The following is a 16350-nucleotide window of genomic DNA, read 5'->3' as shown; positions in this document are numbered from 1 at the left end:
TAAACAAACAAAACAATGATGGAAGAGTTGGTAATGAGCAAGTGTCTTTCTCCAGAATTAGACAGTAGATTTAATCACCTATGGTGTCTAGTTGGAAATACCCCGATGTTAGAATTGCAATATAACTACAAGGGTAAGGCAGGGAAGATTTATGTGAAGTGCGAAAATTACAACCTGACAGGTAGTATTAAGGACAGAATGGCTTTGTATATCTTGTACAAGGCATATGCAAACTGTCAGATCAGTCCAAGTGATATGATTGTTGAAGCGACAAGTGGTAACACCGGTATTGCATTTTCGGCAATCGGAAAGTCTTTGGGCCATCAAGTTAAAATCATTATGCCCAACTGGTTATCGAAGGAACGTATCGATATTATCAAAAGTATGGGTGCCGATATTCAATTGGTCAGCAAAGAAGAGGGTGGATTTTTAGGAAGTATCAAATTGAGTGAGGAATTGGCTGCTCAAGGTGGTGTTTTCTTACCTAGACAGTTTGAGAACTTATTCAATGCGGAGGCGCATGAATTGACCACTGGTAAGGAAATCGCCTTGCAATTAGCATCGAAAGGATTAACAGCAGATGCATTTGTTGCTGGTGTTGGTACCGGAGGAACGGTTATGGGTGTTGGAAAGCAATTACGCAATTATAACCCGAATGTACGTATTCATCCATTGGAGCCACAAGAAAGTCCAACCTTAACAACAGGATATAAAGTAGGGGCACACCGAATTCAAGGGATTTCGGATGAGTTCATTCCTGCTATTGTTAAGTTAGAGGATTTAGATCCGGTTATTTGCGCATCGGATGGTGATTCAATCATCATGGCACAGAAGCTTGCTCAACAGCTTGGTTTAGCTGTAGGTATTTCCTCTGGTGCAAATGTAATCGGCGCTATAAAAATTAAAGAAGAAATGGGAGATGATGCGGTTGTGGTAACTATTTTATCGGATGATAATAAAAAGTACCTGACAACTGATTTGGTTAAGGAACAACCCGTGAAAGAAGGTTATATATCAACCGATCTTGATTTCACCGGATTCCACCCGATCTCTCGTTTAGAAAAATCGCTATTTGGCCACTAACTCTTAATAGAACCAATAGGCTAATATTGGTTGAAAAATTTTACTGTTAAATTTCCTTCGGACTGCCTGGGAGAGCCCTCTCCCAGGAACTGAAGGGTCCTGAAACTCTGGAGGCTTCCTCCAATAATTACACAAGGAGAATTATCATAGAAAAACTAATGACCCTCAATTAAGGAGAGTCATTAAGTATCGTATGATAAAATTCAATTACACCAATTGATATCTCGAGTACATATGGTCTAGCCATTTCTGTATAATGGCACATATCTCATAAGCCTCTTGTTTGACGTATTGTTGAATTAGCGATTCCAGGCTAAGTGTGATTTCATCTAGATGCATAAAATTGCCTTCTTCGTCACGATATTCGGAAAGGATGTCAAGAAGGAAACAATGCGTTTCAAATTCTATAAATTTATCTTGGTAGTTTCGGTCGGCGTTCAGCCATAGTTTTTCATGTTGGAATCCAGAATCTATATGCATACTGCAGGCTTCCTCATACAAACTTCGATGAGTGCGTAATTCTTTCTTCATTTTCTCTACGCTAACCTGTAACGATTCATACATCGTTGATAGATGTATCTGCACTTGTTTTTGTCGTGAAATAAGTGGCATAACAGTCTTATTTTTGATGCTCGCAATAGAATCAACATATAAATATATTATTTTGTTTTTAATAAGTTGTTGATAATTTGTTACTTAAATAAAAAGGATGTACAGAAGGGTTAAAAATGGATATATTTGATTTATCATGGAAAAAGAAATTAACGGTATCAAATTAGAGATTTGTGCTAATTCTATTTATTCAGCGGAACAGGCGCAGCTAGCTGGTGCTAGTCGGGTTGAACTCTGTCAGAATTTGGAAAATGGAGGTACCACCCCGTCCTACGGGCAAATCAAAACAACGCGCGATCTACTTCAGATAGGAGTCCATGTATTAATTCGTCCAAGAGCTGGAGACTTTTTGTATAATGAACAGGAGTTCGAAGAGATGAAGGCGGATATTCTGATGTGTAAAGAATTGAAATGTAATGGTGTTGTAATAGGGATTTTAGATGCAGCAGGTCATGTGGATATGCCTAGGATGAAAGAGTTGGTAAATTTGGCCAAACCTATGACGGTGGTATTCCATAGGGCATTTGATCGTTGTGCTGACCCATATCAGGCCCTTGAGGACATTATCTCCTTAGGGTGCGACCGACTACTAACCTCGGGTCAAAAGAATACAGCAGAGGAGGGGAGAGCGCTTTTGCGGGAACTTGTGGAATTATCAGGTGGAAGAATTGAAATCATGCCGGGTTCTGGTGTGCATGCGCAAAATGTGATAGATATTCTGAATTATACGAAAGCAAGCAGTATTCATGCCTCAGCCAAGACAAGTATAGCCTCGGAAATGCTTTACCATAATGACAACCTAAAAGGAATGGATGAGGATGTGATCTTCAGTGATCGGAATAAGGTAGGAGAAATCATTGAACAAATAAAAAGCCTCTAGAACATCTAAAGGCTTATTTATTTTTTTGTAGCAAAAGCTAGCTTATTTTGCGTCAGCAGCTAATTTGTTTAAGATCTCGTCGTTCTTAGTAATTTGGCTGTTTTTGGACATTTTGCTTTTTGAACCTAGTTCAATGTTGCGTCCTAATTTCAAAAACTGTACTTCAACACGTGCAACAGTCTTGTTTCTTCTATCTTTTCTTTTTAAACGTGTAACTCCCATTGTTAACAATATTTTTAATGTTCAAACGAGGTCGGAAGCGGATTCGAACCGCTGTAGGAGGTTTTGCAGACCTCAGCCTAGCCACTCGGCCATCCGACCCTTTACCCTTACAGGCATGCAAAAATAGGATTATCTTTTGAATATTAAAAACCTTTTTTGTTTTTATTTGAGAATTCAATCTTCATATCGTAATTAGAGCCCCTGTTTTTAAAGGATAACGAATTGTTAACCCTATTTTTTTGAATATTATTAGCGTATATATTTATAAGAATGTAATTTTAATTTGCTGATTATTAATGTTTAATAATGGTGGTTGAGGGGTTTTGTTAGTTTTGGTCTAAACTTTGCAAGTACCTTAGCGTATTCATTGAGAATGCATTTTAAATAAGAAAAAACAAAAGACTATGAAAAAATTATTACTATCATTCGGAGCAGTTGTAATATTAGCAGCAGGTGCACAAGCACAAACAAGTTATGGTTTAAAAGCAGGTGTTAACTTAGGTAAGTTCAGCAATCAAACAGATGTTGCAAAGGATTACCAAAAAAATAACGTGTCATTTTATGTAACTGGTTTTGCTGATATTCCTGTTGCACCACAATTCTCAGTTCAACCAGGTATTTCCTTACAAGGAAAAGGTAATAAATATGAAATCAATAATGATAATTCAGATGGATCAATCACTACTAACTTGATGTCTATCGAAATTCCTGTAAACGCGGTTTACTACATTCCTGCAGGTTCAGGTAATGTATTTATCGGTGCAGGTCCTTATGTAGGATACAATGTATCTGGTAAAGTAAAAGGTAAAGGTAATTTAGGTGATTGGGGTGTAGAAGGTGATACAGACATCGACTTTTCAGGCGACGACAAAGACATGAAGCCTTTAGACGCGGGTGTTAACTTCTTAGCTGGTTACAAATTAGGAAATGGTTTCTTAATTAACGCAGGTTACGGTTTAGGATTAACAAACATGAGCCCTAGTGATAACTCAGATAACAAATTCTCAACACGTACTTTATCTTTTGGAGTTGGTTTCCAATTCTAAGGAATAATAGCCTTAAAGGTAAAAAAAGAATATACATGATTAAAAGGTGTTCCGTTTGGGACACCTTTTTTTTTCTTCCTAAATCCTCTAGAAATTAAAATTGACCTACACTATTCTTATTGTAGTTCGATTAATTGAAATTTTATGAAATTATCGTGTTTTAGGAAGAAATGGTTAACCAAACAACAATGAAAAGCTTTATTAGAGCTTGTAGGACGATATTTTAGACAAATTATTTGGCAAGACTATTGTAAATCCTTCTCTAAGCAGCAATAGGTAATTCAGCCTTCTTGCAAAAACAATTATAACTATGAAAAGTCTAGTATTAACCATCGGAGCATTATGTTTAATGCTGGTGGGGGCTCAAGCCCAGGTATCTTATGGATTAAAAGCAGGTTTAAATCTGGCGAAGTATTCGGAACCTATTGAAGAGGGATTAAAAGACTATGAAAAAAATCTACCATCCTTTTATGTAACCGGATTTGCCGATATCCCAGTTGCGACTAATTTTTCGGTTCAACCAGGTCTTTCCTTGCAAGGAAAAGGTGCAAAATATGAAGGTGAATTTGAAGGAGTAAAAGGTTCTATAAACATCAATGTCATGTCTTTGGAAATCCCTGTAAATGCAGTTTATTATATCCCTGCCGGTACAGGAAATGTATTTTTAGGTGCAGGACCATATATTGGTTTTAACCTTTCCGGTAAAATTAAATCTAAAGTTGATGGAGGTGAGGACGCCGGAGAAGAGACTGAAGACATTAAATTTAGTGGAGATGATAAAAATATGGAACGAATCGATGCTGGTCTTAATTTTATGTTAGGTTATAAGTTGTCAAATGGATTCTTAATTAATGGCGGTTATAACTTAGGTTTAACTAATTTATCTACTGAAAATGACTTTAAAGCCTCAAACCGCGTATTCTCGGTAGGAATAGGTTTTCAGTTTTAGTTTCTGGTAGATTCAACTAATATTTTATAGAAAATAGATGTTCTGATAAAGGACATCTATTTTTTTTATTGTTTTTTAATTCATAAGGTTGCTTCTTTCATCAATCTGGGTTATTTGGTTCTGTCTATCAGTAGGGGAAATAAGATATCACAGTTAAATGGAGTAGAAATTTTGATGTTTACAATTTTTACAGTACGAATTTCAATGGTTTATTGACTTAAAGAAGAACAAAAGAATGAAATCAAAAATCTCTAGGATATTATAAAAAGAAACCCCATCTCGAAAGGAGATGGGGTTTTTGTGATTTTCAAAAGAAATCTATCACACTTTGATTTCAACTTCAACACCTGAAGGCAATTCTAATTTCATCAAGGCATCTACAGTTTTAGAGTTTGATGAATAGATGTCTAACAATCTCTTGTAAGAACATAATTGGAACTGCTCACGCGCTTTTTTGTTCACGTGTGGAGAACGTAAAACGGTATAGATTTTTTTCTCAGTAGGCAATGGAATAGGACCACTAACAACTGCACCTGTAGGTTTTACGGTTTTAACGATTTTCTCAGCTGATTTGTCAACTAAGTTGTAATCGTAAGATTTCAATTTGATTCTGATTCTTTGGCTCATCTTATTTATTTGATTTTAAAATGACCCCTGATTAGAGCTATAAACAATCAGGGATCGGTTTGTTTTTATTCGTTAGAATTAGTCTTCTAGACCTTTTACTTTTCCTTTAGATTTTGCAATTACATCTTCAGCAACGTTACGAGGTGCTTCTGCATAGTGATCGAATTCCATAGTTGAAGTTGCACGACCTGAAGTGATAGTACGTAACTGCGTTACATATCCGAACATTTCAGAAAGTGGAACTAATGCTTTGATTACTTGTGCACCATTACGTGAGTCAAGACCTTGCATCTGACCACGACGACGGTTCAAGTCACCCATTACATCACCCATGTTTTCTTCTGGAGTCAATACTTCCACCTTCATGATAGGCTCCATTAATACTGGAGAACATTTAGGCAATGCTTGACGGTAAGCCATTTTACCAGCTAATTCGAAAGATAATGAATCTGAATCGACTGCGTGGAATGAACCATCAATCAAACGTACTTTCATACCTGAAAGTGGGTAACCAGCTAATACACCATTGTTCATTGAAGATTCGAAACCTTTCTGAACTGAAGGGATGTATTCTTTAGGGATAGCACCACCAACGATCTCATTTACGAATTGAAGTGGAGATTTAACAACATCCCAATCCTCATCTGCAGGAGAGATAACAACTTTGATGTCAGCAAATTTACCACGACCACCAGATTGTTTTTTGTAAACCTCACGGTGCTCAGAAGTTCCGTTGATAGACTCTTTGTAAGCTACTTGAGGAGCTCCTTGGTTTACTTCAACTTTAAATTCACGTTTCAAACGGTCGATTAAGATATCTAAGTGAAGCTCACCCATACCCGAGATAACTGTTTGACCAGTTTCTTGATCCGTTTTTACAACGAATGTAGGATCCTCTTCAGCTAATTTACTTAAACCGATACCTAATTTATCAACGTCAGCTTGAGTTTTAGGCTCAATCGCTAAACCGATAACCGGCTCAGGGAATACCATAGACTCAAGGATAATTGGGTTTTTCTCTTCACAAAGGGTATCACCAGTTTTGATGTCTTTGAAACCAACAACAGCACCGATATCACCAGCACCAATTCTTTCGATTGGGTTTTGTTTGTTCGCGTGCATTTGGAAGATACGAGAAATACGCTCTTTGTTTCCTGAACGAGTGTTCAATACATAAGAACCAGCTTCAAGTACACCAGAGTAAGCACGTACGAAACATAGACGACCTACGAATGGGTCAGTCGCGATTTTGAAACCTAAAGCAGCGAATGGTTCAGCCTCAGAAGGTTTACGAGAGATCTCTTCACCAGTACGAGGGTCAGTACCTTTTACCGCTTCTTGATCCAATGGTGAAGGCAATAACTCCATTACGAAGTCAAGCATGGTTTGTACACCTTTGTTTTTGAAAGATGAACCACACACCATAGGAACGATAGCGTTATCTAAAACAGCTTTACGTAAAGCGTCAAGGATTTCGCGCTCAGTTAATGAGTTAGGATCGTCGAAGAATTTCTCCATTAACGACTCATCATAACCAGCAACAGCTTCTAATAATTTCTCACGGTATTCTGCAACCTCGTCGATCATATCGTCAGGGATAGGAACTTCTGTGAAAGTCATACCTTTATCAGCTTCATTCCACACGATACCACGGTTGTTGATCAAGTCAACCACACCTTTGAAATCGTCTTCAGCACCGATAGGTAATTGTAAAGCAACAGCTTCAGATCCTAACATATCTTTTACTTGTTTTACAACTTTCAAGAAGTCAGCACCAGAGCGGTCCATTTTATTTACGAAACCAATACGAGGAACTTTATATCCATCAGCTAAACGCCAGTTAGTCTCAGATTGAGGCTCAACACCATCAACAGCTGAGAATAAGAATACTAATCCGTCCAATACACGTAAAGAGCGGTTTACCTCTACGGTAAAGTCTACGTGTCCTGGCGTATCAATAACGTTTACTTGATATTTTTTGTTACGGTAGTTCCAGAATACAGTCACCGCAGCAGAGGTAATGGTAATACCACGCTCTTGCTCTTGTGCCATCCAGTCAGTAGTAGCAGAACCTTCGTGAGTTTCTCCTAATTTGTGGTTAACACCTGAGTAGAACAAAATACGCTCTGTAGTGGTTGTTTTACCAGCATCGATGTGTGCAGCGATACCAATATTTCTTACTAATTTTAAGTCTTTTGCCATATTATTTTTGCAGTTAGCCTTAGGGCTTTTGTTATTTCAGGATTGTTGAAATAAATACACCGACTCTGATAATAAAATTTCTATTATCTAAAGTCGGTGTAATCATATTTGATTCTTTGTGTTCAAAATTAGAATCTGAAGTGTGAGAACGCTTTGTTAGCTTCCGCCATTTTATGCGTATCTTCTTTCTTCTTAACAGCAGCACCTTCACCTTTAGAAGCTGAAATGATTTCTCCTGCTAATTTTTCGAACATAGTTTTTTCACCACGCTTACGAGCATAAGAGATTAACCATTTCATTCCTAAAGCGATTTTACGCTCTGGACGTACTTCCATTGGTACTTGGAAGTTGGCACCACCAACACGACGAGACTTAACCTCAACTGCAGGCATTACGTTGTTTAAAGCTTTTTTCCAAGTCTCTAAACCGTTCTCTTGTGTTTTGTTTTCTACTAATTCTACTGCATCGTAAAAGATGGAATAAGCGATGGATTTTTTACCATCAACCATCATGTTGTTTACGAAACGGGTTACCTGAACATCATTAAACTTTGGATCAGGTAAAATGATTCTCTTTTTTGGTTTTGCTTTTCTCATTTTATTTTCCTCCGTTTAATTATTTCTTACCTTTTCCTTTTGCTGGAGCAGCTGCTTGTCCTGGTTTAGGACGTTTTGTTCCGTATTTAGAACGACGTTGGTTACGGCCAGCCACACCTGAAGTATCTAATGCACCACGGATGATGTGGTAGCGAACTCCCGGTAAATCTTTAACACGACCACCACGGATTAATACGATCGAGTGCTCTTGTAAGTTGTGTCCTTCTCCTGGAATGTAAGCATTCACTTCTTTTCCATTCGTTAAACGAACACGAGCTACTTTACGCATTGCTGAGTTTGGTTTTTTAGGGGTAGTAGTGTATACACGAGTACACACACCTCTTCGCTGTGGACAGCTGTCCAACGCTGGAGACTTACTCTTGTCTTCCAGAGCTACTCTACCTTTTCTAACTAATTGTTGAATAGTAGGCATTTACCTGTTTTTGCTTTTTTATTTGTTAAAATAATATTTTTAAGTCCGCAAAGATATAAAGATTTTTTGATTCATAAAGCATTGTGCACTAAAGTTTTTAAAATTTAAATGTTAATCCCTACAATTCAATTACAATGTAAGAAACTATACTAAGGAGTCCTTCATTAGTAATTGCTATTCTTCTTCAATTAGTTTAAACAAGAAATCCTAATATTTATTTGTTTTAATGATGTGTTGTTGTAATTTTAAAAACTGAATTCCAATACATTTGGATTCACTTTTTGATATTTAGAAAGTTATTCAAGCTATAAAATCAATGCACTAGCTATTATCAGAACATGTGTTCAGATAAGCATTAGATAATCCGCTTATAATATCGTCGTATGCTTACAGTGGAAGGGTTGTTTAAAACCTATTTCTTGAGGCTAAAGTCTTTTGCTATTAATTGGGTTAAGACAGAAGATTTGGCAAAAGATATCGTACAAGATGCCTATTTGGTACTTGTGGAGCAGGAGGGGATTTTGATGAAGCCGGAGTTAGTTGTGAAAAGCTTTTTATATTCAACCGTAAAAAACCTATGTCTTAATCATATTCGACGAGACCAAACCCGTAATCGTATAAATTCCCAATTACCGAGAGAAGAAATTGATGATTTTGATTTGATGGATAATTTAATCCGTTCTGAAGTAATGGGTGAGTTATATGCCGAAATAAAACAATTACCCGAAGGTTGCCAGCATATTTGTAAACTTATTTATTTTGAGGGTAAAAAATACGAGGAAGTGGCTGTGGAACTCAATATTAGTGTAAATACGGTAAAGACTCAAAGGCAAAGAGCCCTAAGATTGTTGAAAAACCGTCTATTGTACTCCATTCTTTATATTATGTTGTTTAAATTATTTGTCTAAAAAACAGCGCTTTAGCTTTTTTATTTTGTTTTTTTTGATACTAGAGTCACCCTATTATGAACTCTAGGTTACTTAGCTATTAAATTATGATAAACCAGGATAGAATAATATTAGCCGAATTAGCTGCCTCTTTGGCAAAAGGTCATTCATTGACTGAAATGGAGGAAGAGCAGTTGAGTCAATTATTAATAAAATATCCCGAATCTCGAGACATCATCTTAAATATGATTGAGGATCAACAAGTGGTTCTTGATTTTAATCCTAATTCGACGAGTGTGGAGCAGGAATGGAATGAATTTCATCATCGAATAGGAGAAAGTATTCAGGAGGAGAAGAAAGTCTATCCTTGGAATAGAATTATCAGTATTGCCGCTTTACTATTAAGTATTGGTGTCGGATCAGTGATTTGGTGGAAAAACAATCAAGAGCCAAGCTATTTAATCAAGACCAATCAATTTGGTCAACATACGGATATTCTGCCAGGTACTTCTTTCGCTAAATTAGAGGTGGTAGGAGATGGATCTTATGAATTAAATGAGTCATTCAATTCGGTTGAAAGTAAAAGAGGAGAATTGTCTTATGGACAGAAACTAAAGACTAAAGAGGGTAGTGAAAATCAAATTCATAGATTAAATATTCCAAAGCGTTCTTACTATAGTTTAGTCTTGAGCGACGGAAGTAAGGTGTGGTTGAATTCTGAGTCGGAATTGGAGTATTTAGCTAGCTTCAATAATAAAGAGCGTCGAGTTAAATTAAAGGGCGAGGGGTACTTTGAGGTGGCAAAAGATGCCAAACGACCATTTATTGTTGAAACTGATTTAATGCAAGTGCGAGCAGTAGGTACTGCCTTTTCTGTAAAGTCCTATACCGAAGAGCCAAAAGTAATTCTTACAGAAGGAAAGATCGAGGTAACCTCCAATAAGGCAAAAATCGCATTAGTAGCTGGGCAAAAAGTGGAGCTTCTAGGAAATCATTTGAAAATGGATAGATCGGAAAATGAGGAAGAGGCACTGGCTATAAAAGATGGCTACTTTAATTTTAATGAGAAGAATATTCAAGAAATTCTGGATGATATAAGGCGTTGGTATGGGGTTGACTTAGTGATTAAACGTCCTTTAGGTGTGAAAAAATATATGGGTGGAATTGACAGGAATGTTACGCTTGGAGAGTTATGTGTGCTTCTAAAGAAACTCACCAATTTTGATTATGTCATTGAAGATGAAAAACTTATAATACAATAAAAAACAACCAGTTTTACAGGAGGATAAATTATGATATAGACTCTACAAAAAAAATGCAGAGGTACGCCAATACCCCTGCACAGATCGAATTCAGTTTTACGTTTTAAACCATTAATTCTTTACTAATTTATGAATAAATTATTTTATTCTGAAATTCCTTTGTCTGGTAAAAAAGGCAATAGGAGGATTCAGAAAACACTTCTAAGGATGAAATTAACAGGCCTTTTAATCGTAGTCTCCATGTTGGCAGGCTACGGATCTACTAAAGGTCAAATCTCCCTCCAAGTTAAAAACACAAAAGTAGAACAGGTATTACATAGTATTACTAAACAAACTGGTGTGCGCTTTGTGTATGAAAAAGGGATTTTGGCCAATGTTAATACAACAGTGAATCTTAAGGATCAAAGTCTAAAAACGACACTTGATAAAGTGTTTCAAGGCGGTGGTTTTACATATTCTGTATTGAACAATTCAGTTGTCATTAGACGAAATGATGCCAATAAATTTACAGCTGAGAAACAACAATTACAGTTTTCAGGAAAAGTTGTTGATGGCGACGGACAGCCATTAACTAGTGTAACGGTAAATGAGGTGGGAACCTCTAATTCTACACAAACTGATGTTAGTGGTAATTTTACGTTGATAGTTGCAAAAAGCACAGCGCAAATTGATTTTAAATTATTAGGCTATACAACAAAACGAGTGTCTTATTCTAGTGGCTCAGTAAATGTAACCTTGGTTTCTCAATCAGAAGAAATGGATGAAGTAGTTGTTGTTGGTTTTGGACAACAAAAGAAAGTTTCTGTTGTTGGTGCCATTTCAACTGTATCTTCAAAGGATTTAAAAGTTCCTACATCCACATTAAGTAATGCATTTGCTGGAAGAATTGCTGGTGTAGTTGCTGTGCAAAGAGGAGGTGAACCTGGAGCTGATGGTTCCAATTTCTGGATTCGTGGTATTTCAACCTTTGCAGGAAATACAAGTCCGCTAATTTTTATTGATGGTATCGAATCTAGTGAAGCTGACTTGAACAACTTGGCTTCAGAGGTAATTGATAACTTTTCTGTATTGAAGGATGCCTCTGCAACAGCGCTATACGGTGCACGTGGGGCAAATGGAGTTTTATTGGTTACTACTAAAAGAGGTGGTGATTTTGATAAGGCGAGATTGAATTTTCGTGTAGATAATACTTTCTCAGCACCTACTCAACAATTTGAATTAGCTAATGCAGTAGATTATATGAACATCTACAATTTTGCGGTTTTAAATAGACGACCAAATGCTACACCTATTTTCTCTCAAGAAAAAATTGATGGAACTGCACAGAATTTAGATCCTGTAGCTTTCCCGAATGTTAATTGGAGAGAATTTATGTTCAAGGATTTCTCTGTAAATCAATACGCGAATTTAAATATTGCTGGCGGTGGGAAGAAAGCAGATTATTTCTTAAGTGCAACATTCAATAATGACAATGGTAACCTTAAATCGGATCCATTAAAGAAATTTAATAACAACATCCGTCAAAAGGAATATAATATGATCGCCAATATTGGTGTGAATATTACAGATAATACCAATGCTATTATTCGATTGAATTCTCAGTTACGTGATTACGGAGGGTCTTCAATTTCATCAACAGATATTTATACTCGTTTATTTGAATCGCCTGTTGCTCGCTTTTTACCTTATTATGAAGCACAACCTGGAGATGAGCATATTAGATTTGGAAATAGCTTAGGTGGTCCAATTATTAATGCTGGTCAATCTTTATTCTACAACCCATACGCTGATATGGTTAAAGGAAATACAAACAGTTTCTCTACATCCAATATTGCGAGTTTCGAGGTTAATCAAAAATTAGGATTTCTTTTAGAAGGTTTAAGTGCAAAAGGATTAATTTCTTTTAAAAACTATTCATATACAGCCGTAACAAGATCTTCAGTTCCATTCTTTTATGCCGCAAATGCAACCCAGAACTCTCAAACTGGTGGTTATGATATTACTTATCAACCACTTTCAAACGGTAATACTTCATTATCTACAGGAACGAATTCTATTGGTGACCGTTTAATGAATATTAACTTAGTTGTTGACTGGGCAAAATCATTTGGTAAGCATGATGTTTCTGCAATGGCTGCCTATTTGCAACGCGATTATGGAGTAAACAATCCTTTGAAAGGACCTACTAATAGTGAATATTGGAATACTTTAAATTACCGTAATCATGGTGTTGCTGGTCGTGTAACTTATGCTTATGATTTAAGGTATTTATTTGAGGCAAACTTTGGGTACAATGGATCTGAAAACTTTGAGGATGGAGATCGATATGGATTTTTCCCTTCATTTGCTGCAGGATATTTGATTTCAAATGAAGCGTTTTGGACTCCGATTAAACCTGTTATTAGTAGCCTGAAATTCAGAGGATCTTGGGGATTAGTAGGTAATGATCAAATTGAAGGAAGTAGATTCCCGTACTTAGACAAGGTCACCCAAAATGCATTACGTTATAAGTTTGGTCAAACTTGGCAAACAGATTTCGGAGGAGCACAGATTAATACCTATGGAGCAAAAGGAGCACAATGGGAATTAGGAAGCAAATACAACGTAGGTTTGGATGTCACCATTGCAAATAACCTTACCATTAATGCCGATTACTTCACGGAGACACGTAGTGATATCTTTATGCAACGTCGTGTAGTTCCTGCAGAAACCGGTATTATTGGCAATTCGCCATTTGCAAATATTGGTAAAGTTAAAAATTCCGGTTTTGATGCAAATTTAAGTTATAACCGTCAAGTGAATGAGAACTTCTTCATGAATCTGAGAGGTACATTTACTTATACTAAAAATGAATTACTTGAGCGTGATGAACCAATTTTGCCTTACGCATATTTGACGGAAATTGGAAAACCATTAAACAGATATTTCGGATATATATCAGATGGCCTATATAAAGATCAAGCAGATATCGATAACAGCCCAACTGTAACACCGGCTGTTGGAAGTAATGTTATGCCAGGTGATATTAAGTATAAAGACTTAAATAACGATGGTAGGTTAGATGCTAATGATAGAATGCAATTTGGCAATCCTACAATTCCGCAAATTGTTTATGGATTTGGTTCTTCTAACCGTTATAAGAATTTTGACTTTTCATTTTTCTTCCAAGGAGTTGCAAAAACTAGTATACAAATGTCAAATATTCATCCATTTACTGGAAAGGCAACTAACCTATTGCAGTTTATTGCAGATGATTACTGGAGAGAAGATAATCCGAATGCCATGTACCCTCGTTTAGTCGATGGAGTTAGTGATCACAATAACTTTAAGACCTCTGATTTTTGGACGTATGATGGTAGTTTCCTACGATTGAAAAATGCTGAGTTAGGATATAATTACAAAAAAGCACGCTTCTATTTAAGTGGTCAAAACTTACTAACCTTCTCAAAATTTAAAAATTGGGACCCTGAACTAGGAAGTGGTAATGGATTGAAATATCCAAACCTACGTGTGTATGCAGTTGGTGTTCAATTAAGCTTATAATCTATCGACAAATGAAAAAAATATTTATATATCTATTTGCTAGTCTTTTCTTGTCTTCTTGTAATTACTTAGATGTAGTACCAGATGACTCCCCGACATTAGCAGACGAATTTAGAAACGAAAATACAGCAGAGAATTTCGTTTATTCAATTTATAGTTTTATCCCGCAAGTTAATCATGTTCGTAATGATGTTGATCGTGCAACAACCAATGAAATGGTTGGTTCAAATCACTGGACGAAGGATTATTTTAACTTTATCCGTTTTCAACAAGGTGATCATAATCCGAGCTCCGTTGTTAACGATATTTGGGCTAATAACTACCGAGGTATCCGTCAGGCTTATATTTTTCTAAATAATATCGAGTCAGTAAAGCCATTGACTATTTCTCAAGAAGAATACGATGCTAAGAAGAAAGTTTGGATTGCAGAGGCTAAGTTCCTTATTGCATATTTTCACTTTTACTTATTGGAGCACTATGGTCCAGTAGTATTGATTGACAAAGAAATACCCACTACAGCATCATTAGAGGAAATGTCACTTTCTAGACGCCCTTATGATGAATGTGTAGCTTTTATCGCAAAATTAATTGATGAAGCCATGGTGGATTTACCTAGAACTGTTGATGTATCAAATCTTGGCCGTGCAACGAAAGTTGCTGCTCAATCAATAAAGTCAAAAATGTATTTAACTGCTGCAAGCCCACTTTGGAATGGGAATTCTGAATTTTATAGCAACTTCAAAAACAAGGATGGAGAACAGTTAGTTAATTTGACTTTCGATAAGGAAAAATGGAAAAAAGCGATGGATGAAACTCAAAAAGCTATTTTAATGGCTGAAGAAGTTGGAAGTAAACTTTATGAGTATACAAAAACAAATATTACTAATCCATTTGATAAAGCAGTGATGAATACTCGTTGGCAAATGGTAGACCCTTGGAATTCCGAACTTTTATGGGGATACTCTGGAAAAAGAGAATCGGATGATGCAAATTCTTCATTCCAATATATTGCTATTCCAATCGGATGGAGAACAGGTCCTCCGTATGGAGCTTTAGCCGCTACCTTGACAGCTGTTGAGTTGTTTTATTCTAAAAATGGTATTCCAGCCGATAAGGATCCGAATTATGATTGGAATAACCGTTATCAAATGGCTTCTGGTCTTCCTGCTGGACAAGAGACGATAAAATTACATACCGAAAGAGAGCCTAGATTCTATGCTTATATTGGTTATGACCGTGGTAAATATGAAATATCTAGCTCTACACGCACATTGCTGTTGAGAGCTGGTGAAACAAACGGAATGAAGAGTTTTACTTCTGACCACTTTTTTTCTGGGTATGCTATAAAAAAAGGTGTACACCCTGACACTCGTGTTGATGCAACAGCATTCACACAAACAAACTATCCTTTTCCAATTGTTCGACTTGCTGAATTGTATTTAAACTATGCTGAGGCATCAGCGAATTATTCAAACAGCTTAGATGCGAATGGTTTGAAATATGTCAATGCTGTTAGAACGCGTGCGGGAATTCCTGGTATTTTTGAAGCAAATGGTAATCTTGCAGGTGCTGATCTAATAAAAGCCATTCAACGTGAAAGAATGATTGAGTTGATGTTTGAAGGTCATTGGAGCCGTGATTTGAAACGTTGGAAATTAGCAGAAAGTTATTATGCTACCGACAGAAATGGGCTGAAAGGATTATATTCAAGAGGTAAAACAGCTCAGGAATTCTATAAACCTACGGTGTTAGAAAAGAAAGAATTAATATTTGATAAAAAGCATTATCTTCTTCCTATCAATCAGACCTACGTTAATAATAATATAAATCTAGTGCAAAATCCTGACTGGTAATTAGGGTTATCTTTGATTCTTTCCGATAGCCGTCTTTAGGCGGCTATCTTTTTCATTATAGGATATTTTTATATTTGTTCTATAAGAACAAGGAAGCGCTCGCTTAAAACACACACAAACTATCACCAAACAAATAAAAAAACAAACAAACAGGG

Annotated in this window: 14 protein-coding genes and 1 tRNA gene; 8 read left to right on the top strand and 7 right to left on the bottom strand. The window is 36.4% G+C overall.

From position 1 onward, the window contains the following. Positions 1-18: 18 nt before the first annotated feature. Positions 19-1083: a PLP-dependent cysteine synthase family protein gene (locus ABD676_RS09815; protein ID WP_344674550.1), complete on the top strand. Its 1065-nt coding sequence runs from the start codon at positions 19-21 to the stop codon at positions 1081-1083. Between the two features lie 207 nt (positions 1084-1290). Here ABD676_RS09815 and ABD676_RS09810 read toward each other — a convergent pair whose 3' ends face one another. Next, a complete protein-coding gene (locus ABD676_RS09810; protein WP_344674491.1) occupies positions 1291-1647 on the bottom strand; it encodes a hypothetical protein in 357 nt (118 codons plus the stop codon). Between the two features lie 184 nt (positions 1648-1831). Between ABD676_RS09810 and ABD676_RS09805 the strand changes: the two genes are divergently transcribed. Then, positions 1832-2575, top strand: coding sequence for a copper homeostasis protein CutC (locus ABD676_RS09805; protein WP_344674490.1), 744 nt, complete (start codon positions 1832-1834; stop codon positions 2573-2575). Positions 2576-2617: 42 nt separating this feature from the next. Here ABD676_RS09805 and ABD676_RS09800 read toward each other — a convergent pair whose 3' ends face one another. Both ABD676_RS09800 and ABD676_RS09795 read right to left on the bottom strand, forming a co-directional pair. Then, positions 2618-2797, bottom strand: a complete 180-nt coding sequence (locus ABD676_RS09800) for a spore protein (protein ID WP_344674489.1) — start codon at positions 2795-2797, stop codon at positions 2618-2620. 28 nt (positions 2798-2825) lie between these two features. Then, positions 2826-2896 (bottom strand) — tRNA-Cys (locus ABD676_RS09795). 305 nt (positions 2897-3201) lie between these two features. Here ABD676_RS09795 and ABD676_RS09790 point away from each other — a divergent pair. After that, a complete protein-coding gene (locus tag ABD676_RS09790; RefSeq protein WP_344674488.1) occupies positions 3202-3843 on the top strand; it encodes a porin family protein in 642 nt (213 codons plus the stop codon). Positions 3844-4153: 310 nt separating this feature from the next. Next, entirely contained in the window at positions 4154-4792 is a 639-nt protein-coding gene (locus tag ABD676_RS09785) for a porin family protein (RefSeq protein ID WP_344674487.1), read from the top strand. A gap of 321 nt (positions 4793-5113) precedes the next feature. On the opposite strand, the gene rpsJ is transcribed toward ABD676_RS09785, so the two are convergent. From rpsJ to rpsL, 4 genes are all read right to left on the bottom strand, one after another. Then, positions 5114-5419: a 30S ribosomal protein S10 gene (gene rpsJ / locus ABD676_RS09780; RefSeq protein ID WP_013667229.1), complete on the bottom strand. Its 306-nt coding sequence runs from the start codon at positions 5417-5419 to the stop codon at positions 5114-5116. Positions 5420-5497: 78 nt separating this feature from the next. Beyond that, complete coding sequence (gene fusA / locus ABD676_RS09775) at positions 5498-7621, bottom strand: elongation factor G (RefSeq protein ID WP_344674486.1); 2124 nt, start codon at positions 7619-7621, stop codon at positions 5498-5500. 128 nt (positions 7622-7749) lie between these two features. Beyond that, a complete protein-coding gene (gene rpsG, locus ABD676_RS09770) occupies positions 7750-8217 on the bottom strand; it encodes a 30S ribosomal protein S7 (protein ID WP_344674485.1) in 468 nt (155 codons plus the stop codon). Between the two features lie 19 nt (positions 8218-8236). Then, positions 8237-8650, bottom strand: coding sequence for a 30S ribosomal protein S12 (gene rpsL / locus ABD676_RS09765; protein WP_188505550.1), 414 nt, complete (start codon positions 8648-8650; stop codon positions 8237-8239). Positions 8651-9033: 383 nt separating this feature from the next. Between rpsL and ABD676_RS09760 the strand changes: the two genes are divergently transcribed. The 4 genes from ABD676_RS09760 to ABD676_RS09745 all read left to right on the top strand — a co-directional run bounded on the left by ABD676_RS09760 (position 9034) and on the right by ABD676_RS09745 (position 16195). Further along, positions 9034-9558, top strand: coding sequence for an RNA polymerase sigma-70 factor (locus ABD676_RS09760; RefSeq protein ID WP_344674484.1), 525 nt, complete (start codon positions 9034-9036; stop codon positions 9556-9558). A gap of 86 nt (positions 9559-9644) precedes the next feature. Next, positions 9645-10799, top strand: coding sequence for a FecR family protein (locus tag ABD676_RS09755; RefSeq protein ID WP_344674483.1), 1155 nt, complete (start codon positions 9645-9647; stop codon positions 10797-10799). Positions 10800-10928: 129 nt separating this feature from the next. Further along, positions 10929-14342: a SusC/RagA family TonB-linked outer membrane protein gene (locus tag ABD676_RS09750; RefSeq protein WP_344674482.1), complete on the top strand. Its 3414-nt coding sequence runs from the start codon at positions 10929-10931 to the stop codon at positions 14340-14342. Positions 14343-14353: 11 nt separating this feature from the next. Beyond that, entirely contained in the window at positions 14354-16195 is a 1842-nt protein-coding gene (locus ABD676_RS09745; RefSeq protein ID WP_344674481.1) for a RagB/SusD family nutrient uptake outer membrane protein, read from the top strand. Positions 16196-16350 lie beyond the last annotated feature (155 nt).

The sequence above is a fragment of the Sphingobacterium kyonggiense genome (genome assembly GCF_039536825.1).
In the GTDB taxonomy this organism is placed as follows: domain Bacteria; phylum Bacteroidota; class Bacteroidia; order Sphingobacteriales; family Sphingobacteriaceae; genus Sphingobacterium; species Sphingobacterium kyonggiense.
This window is presented reverse-complemented; position numbering and strand designations above follow the sequence as displayed.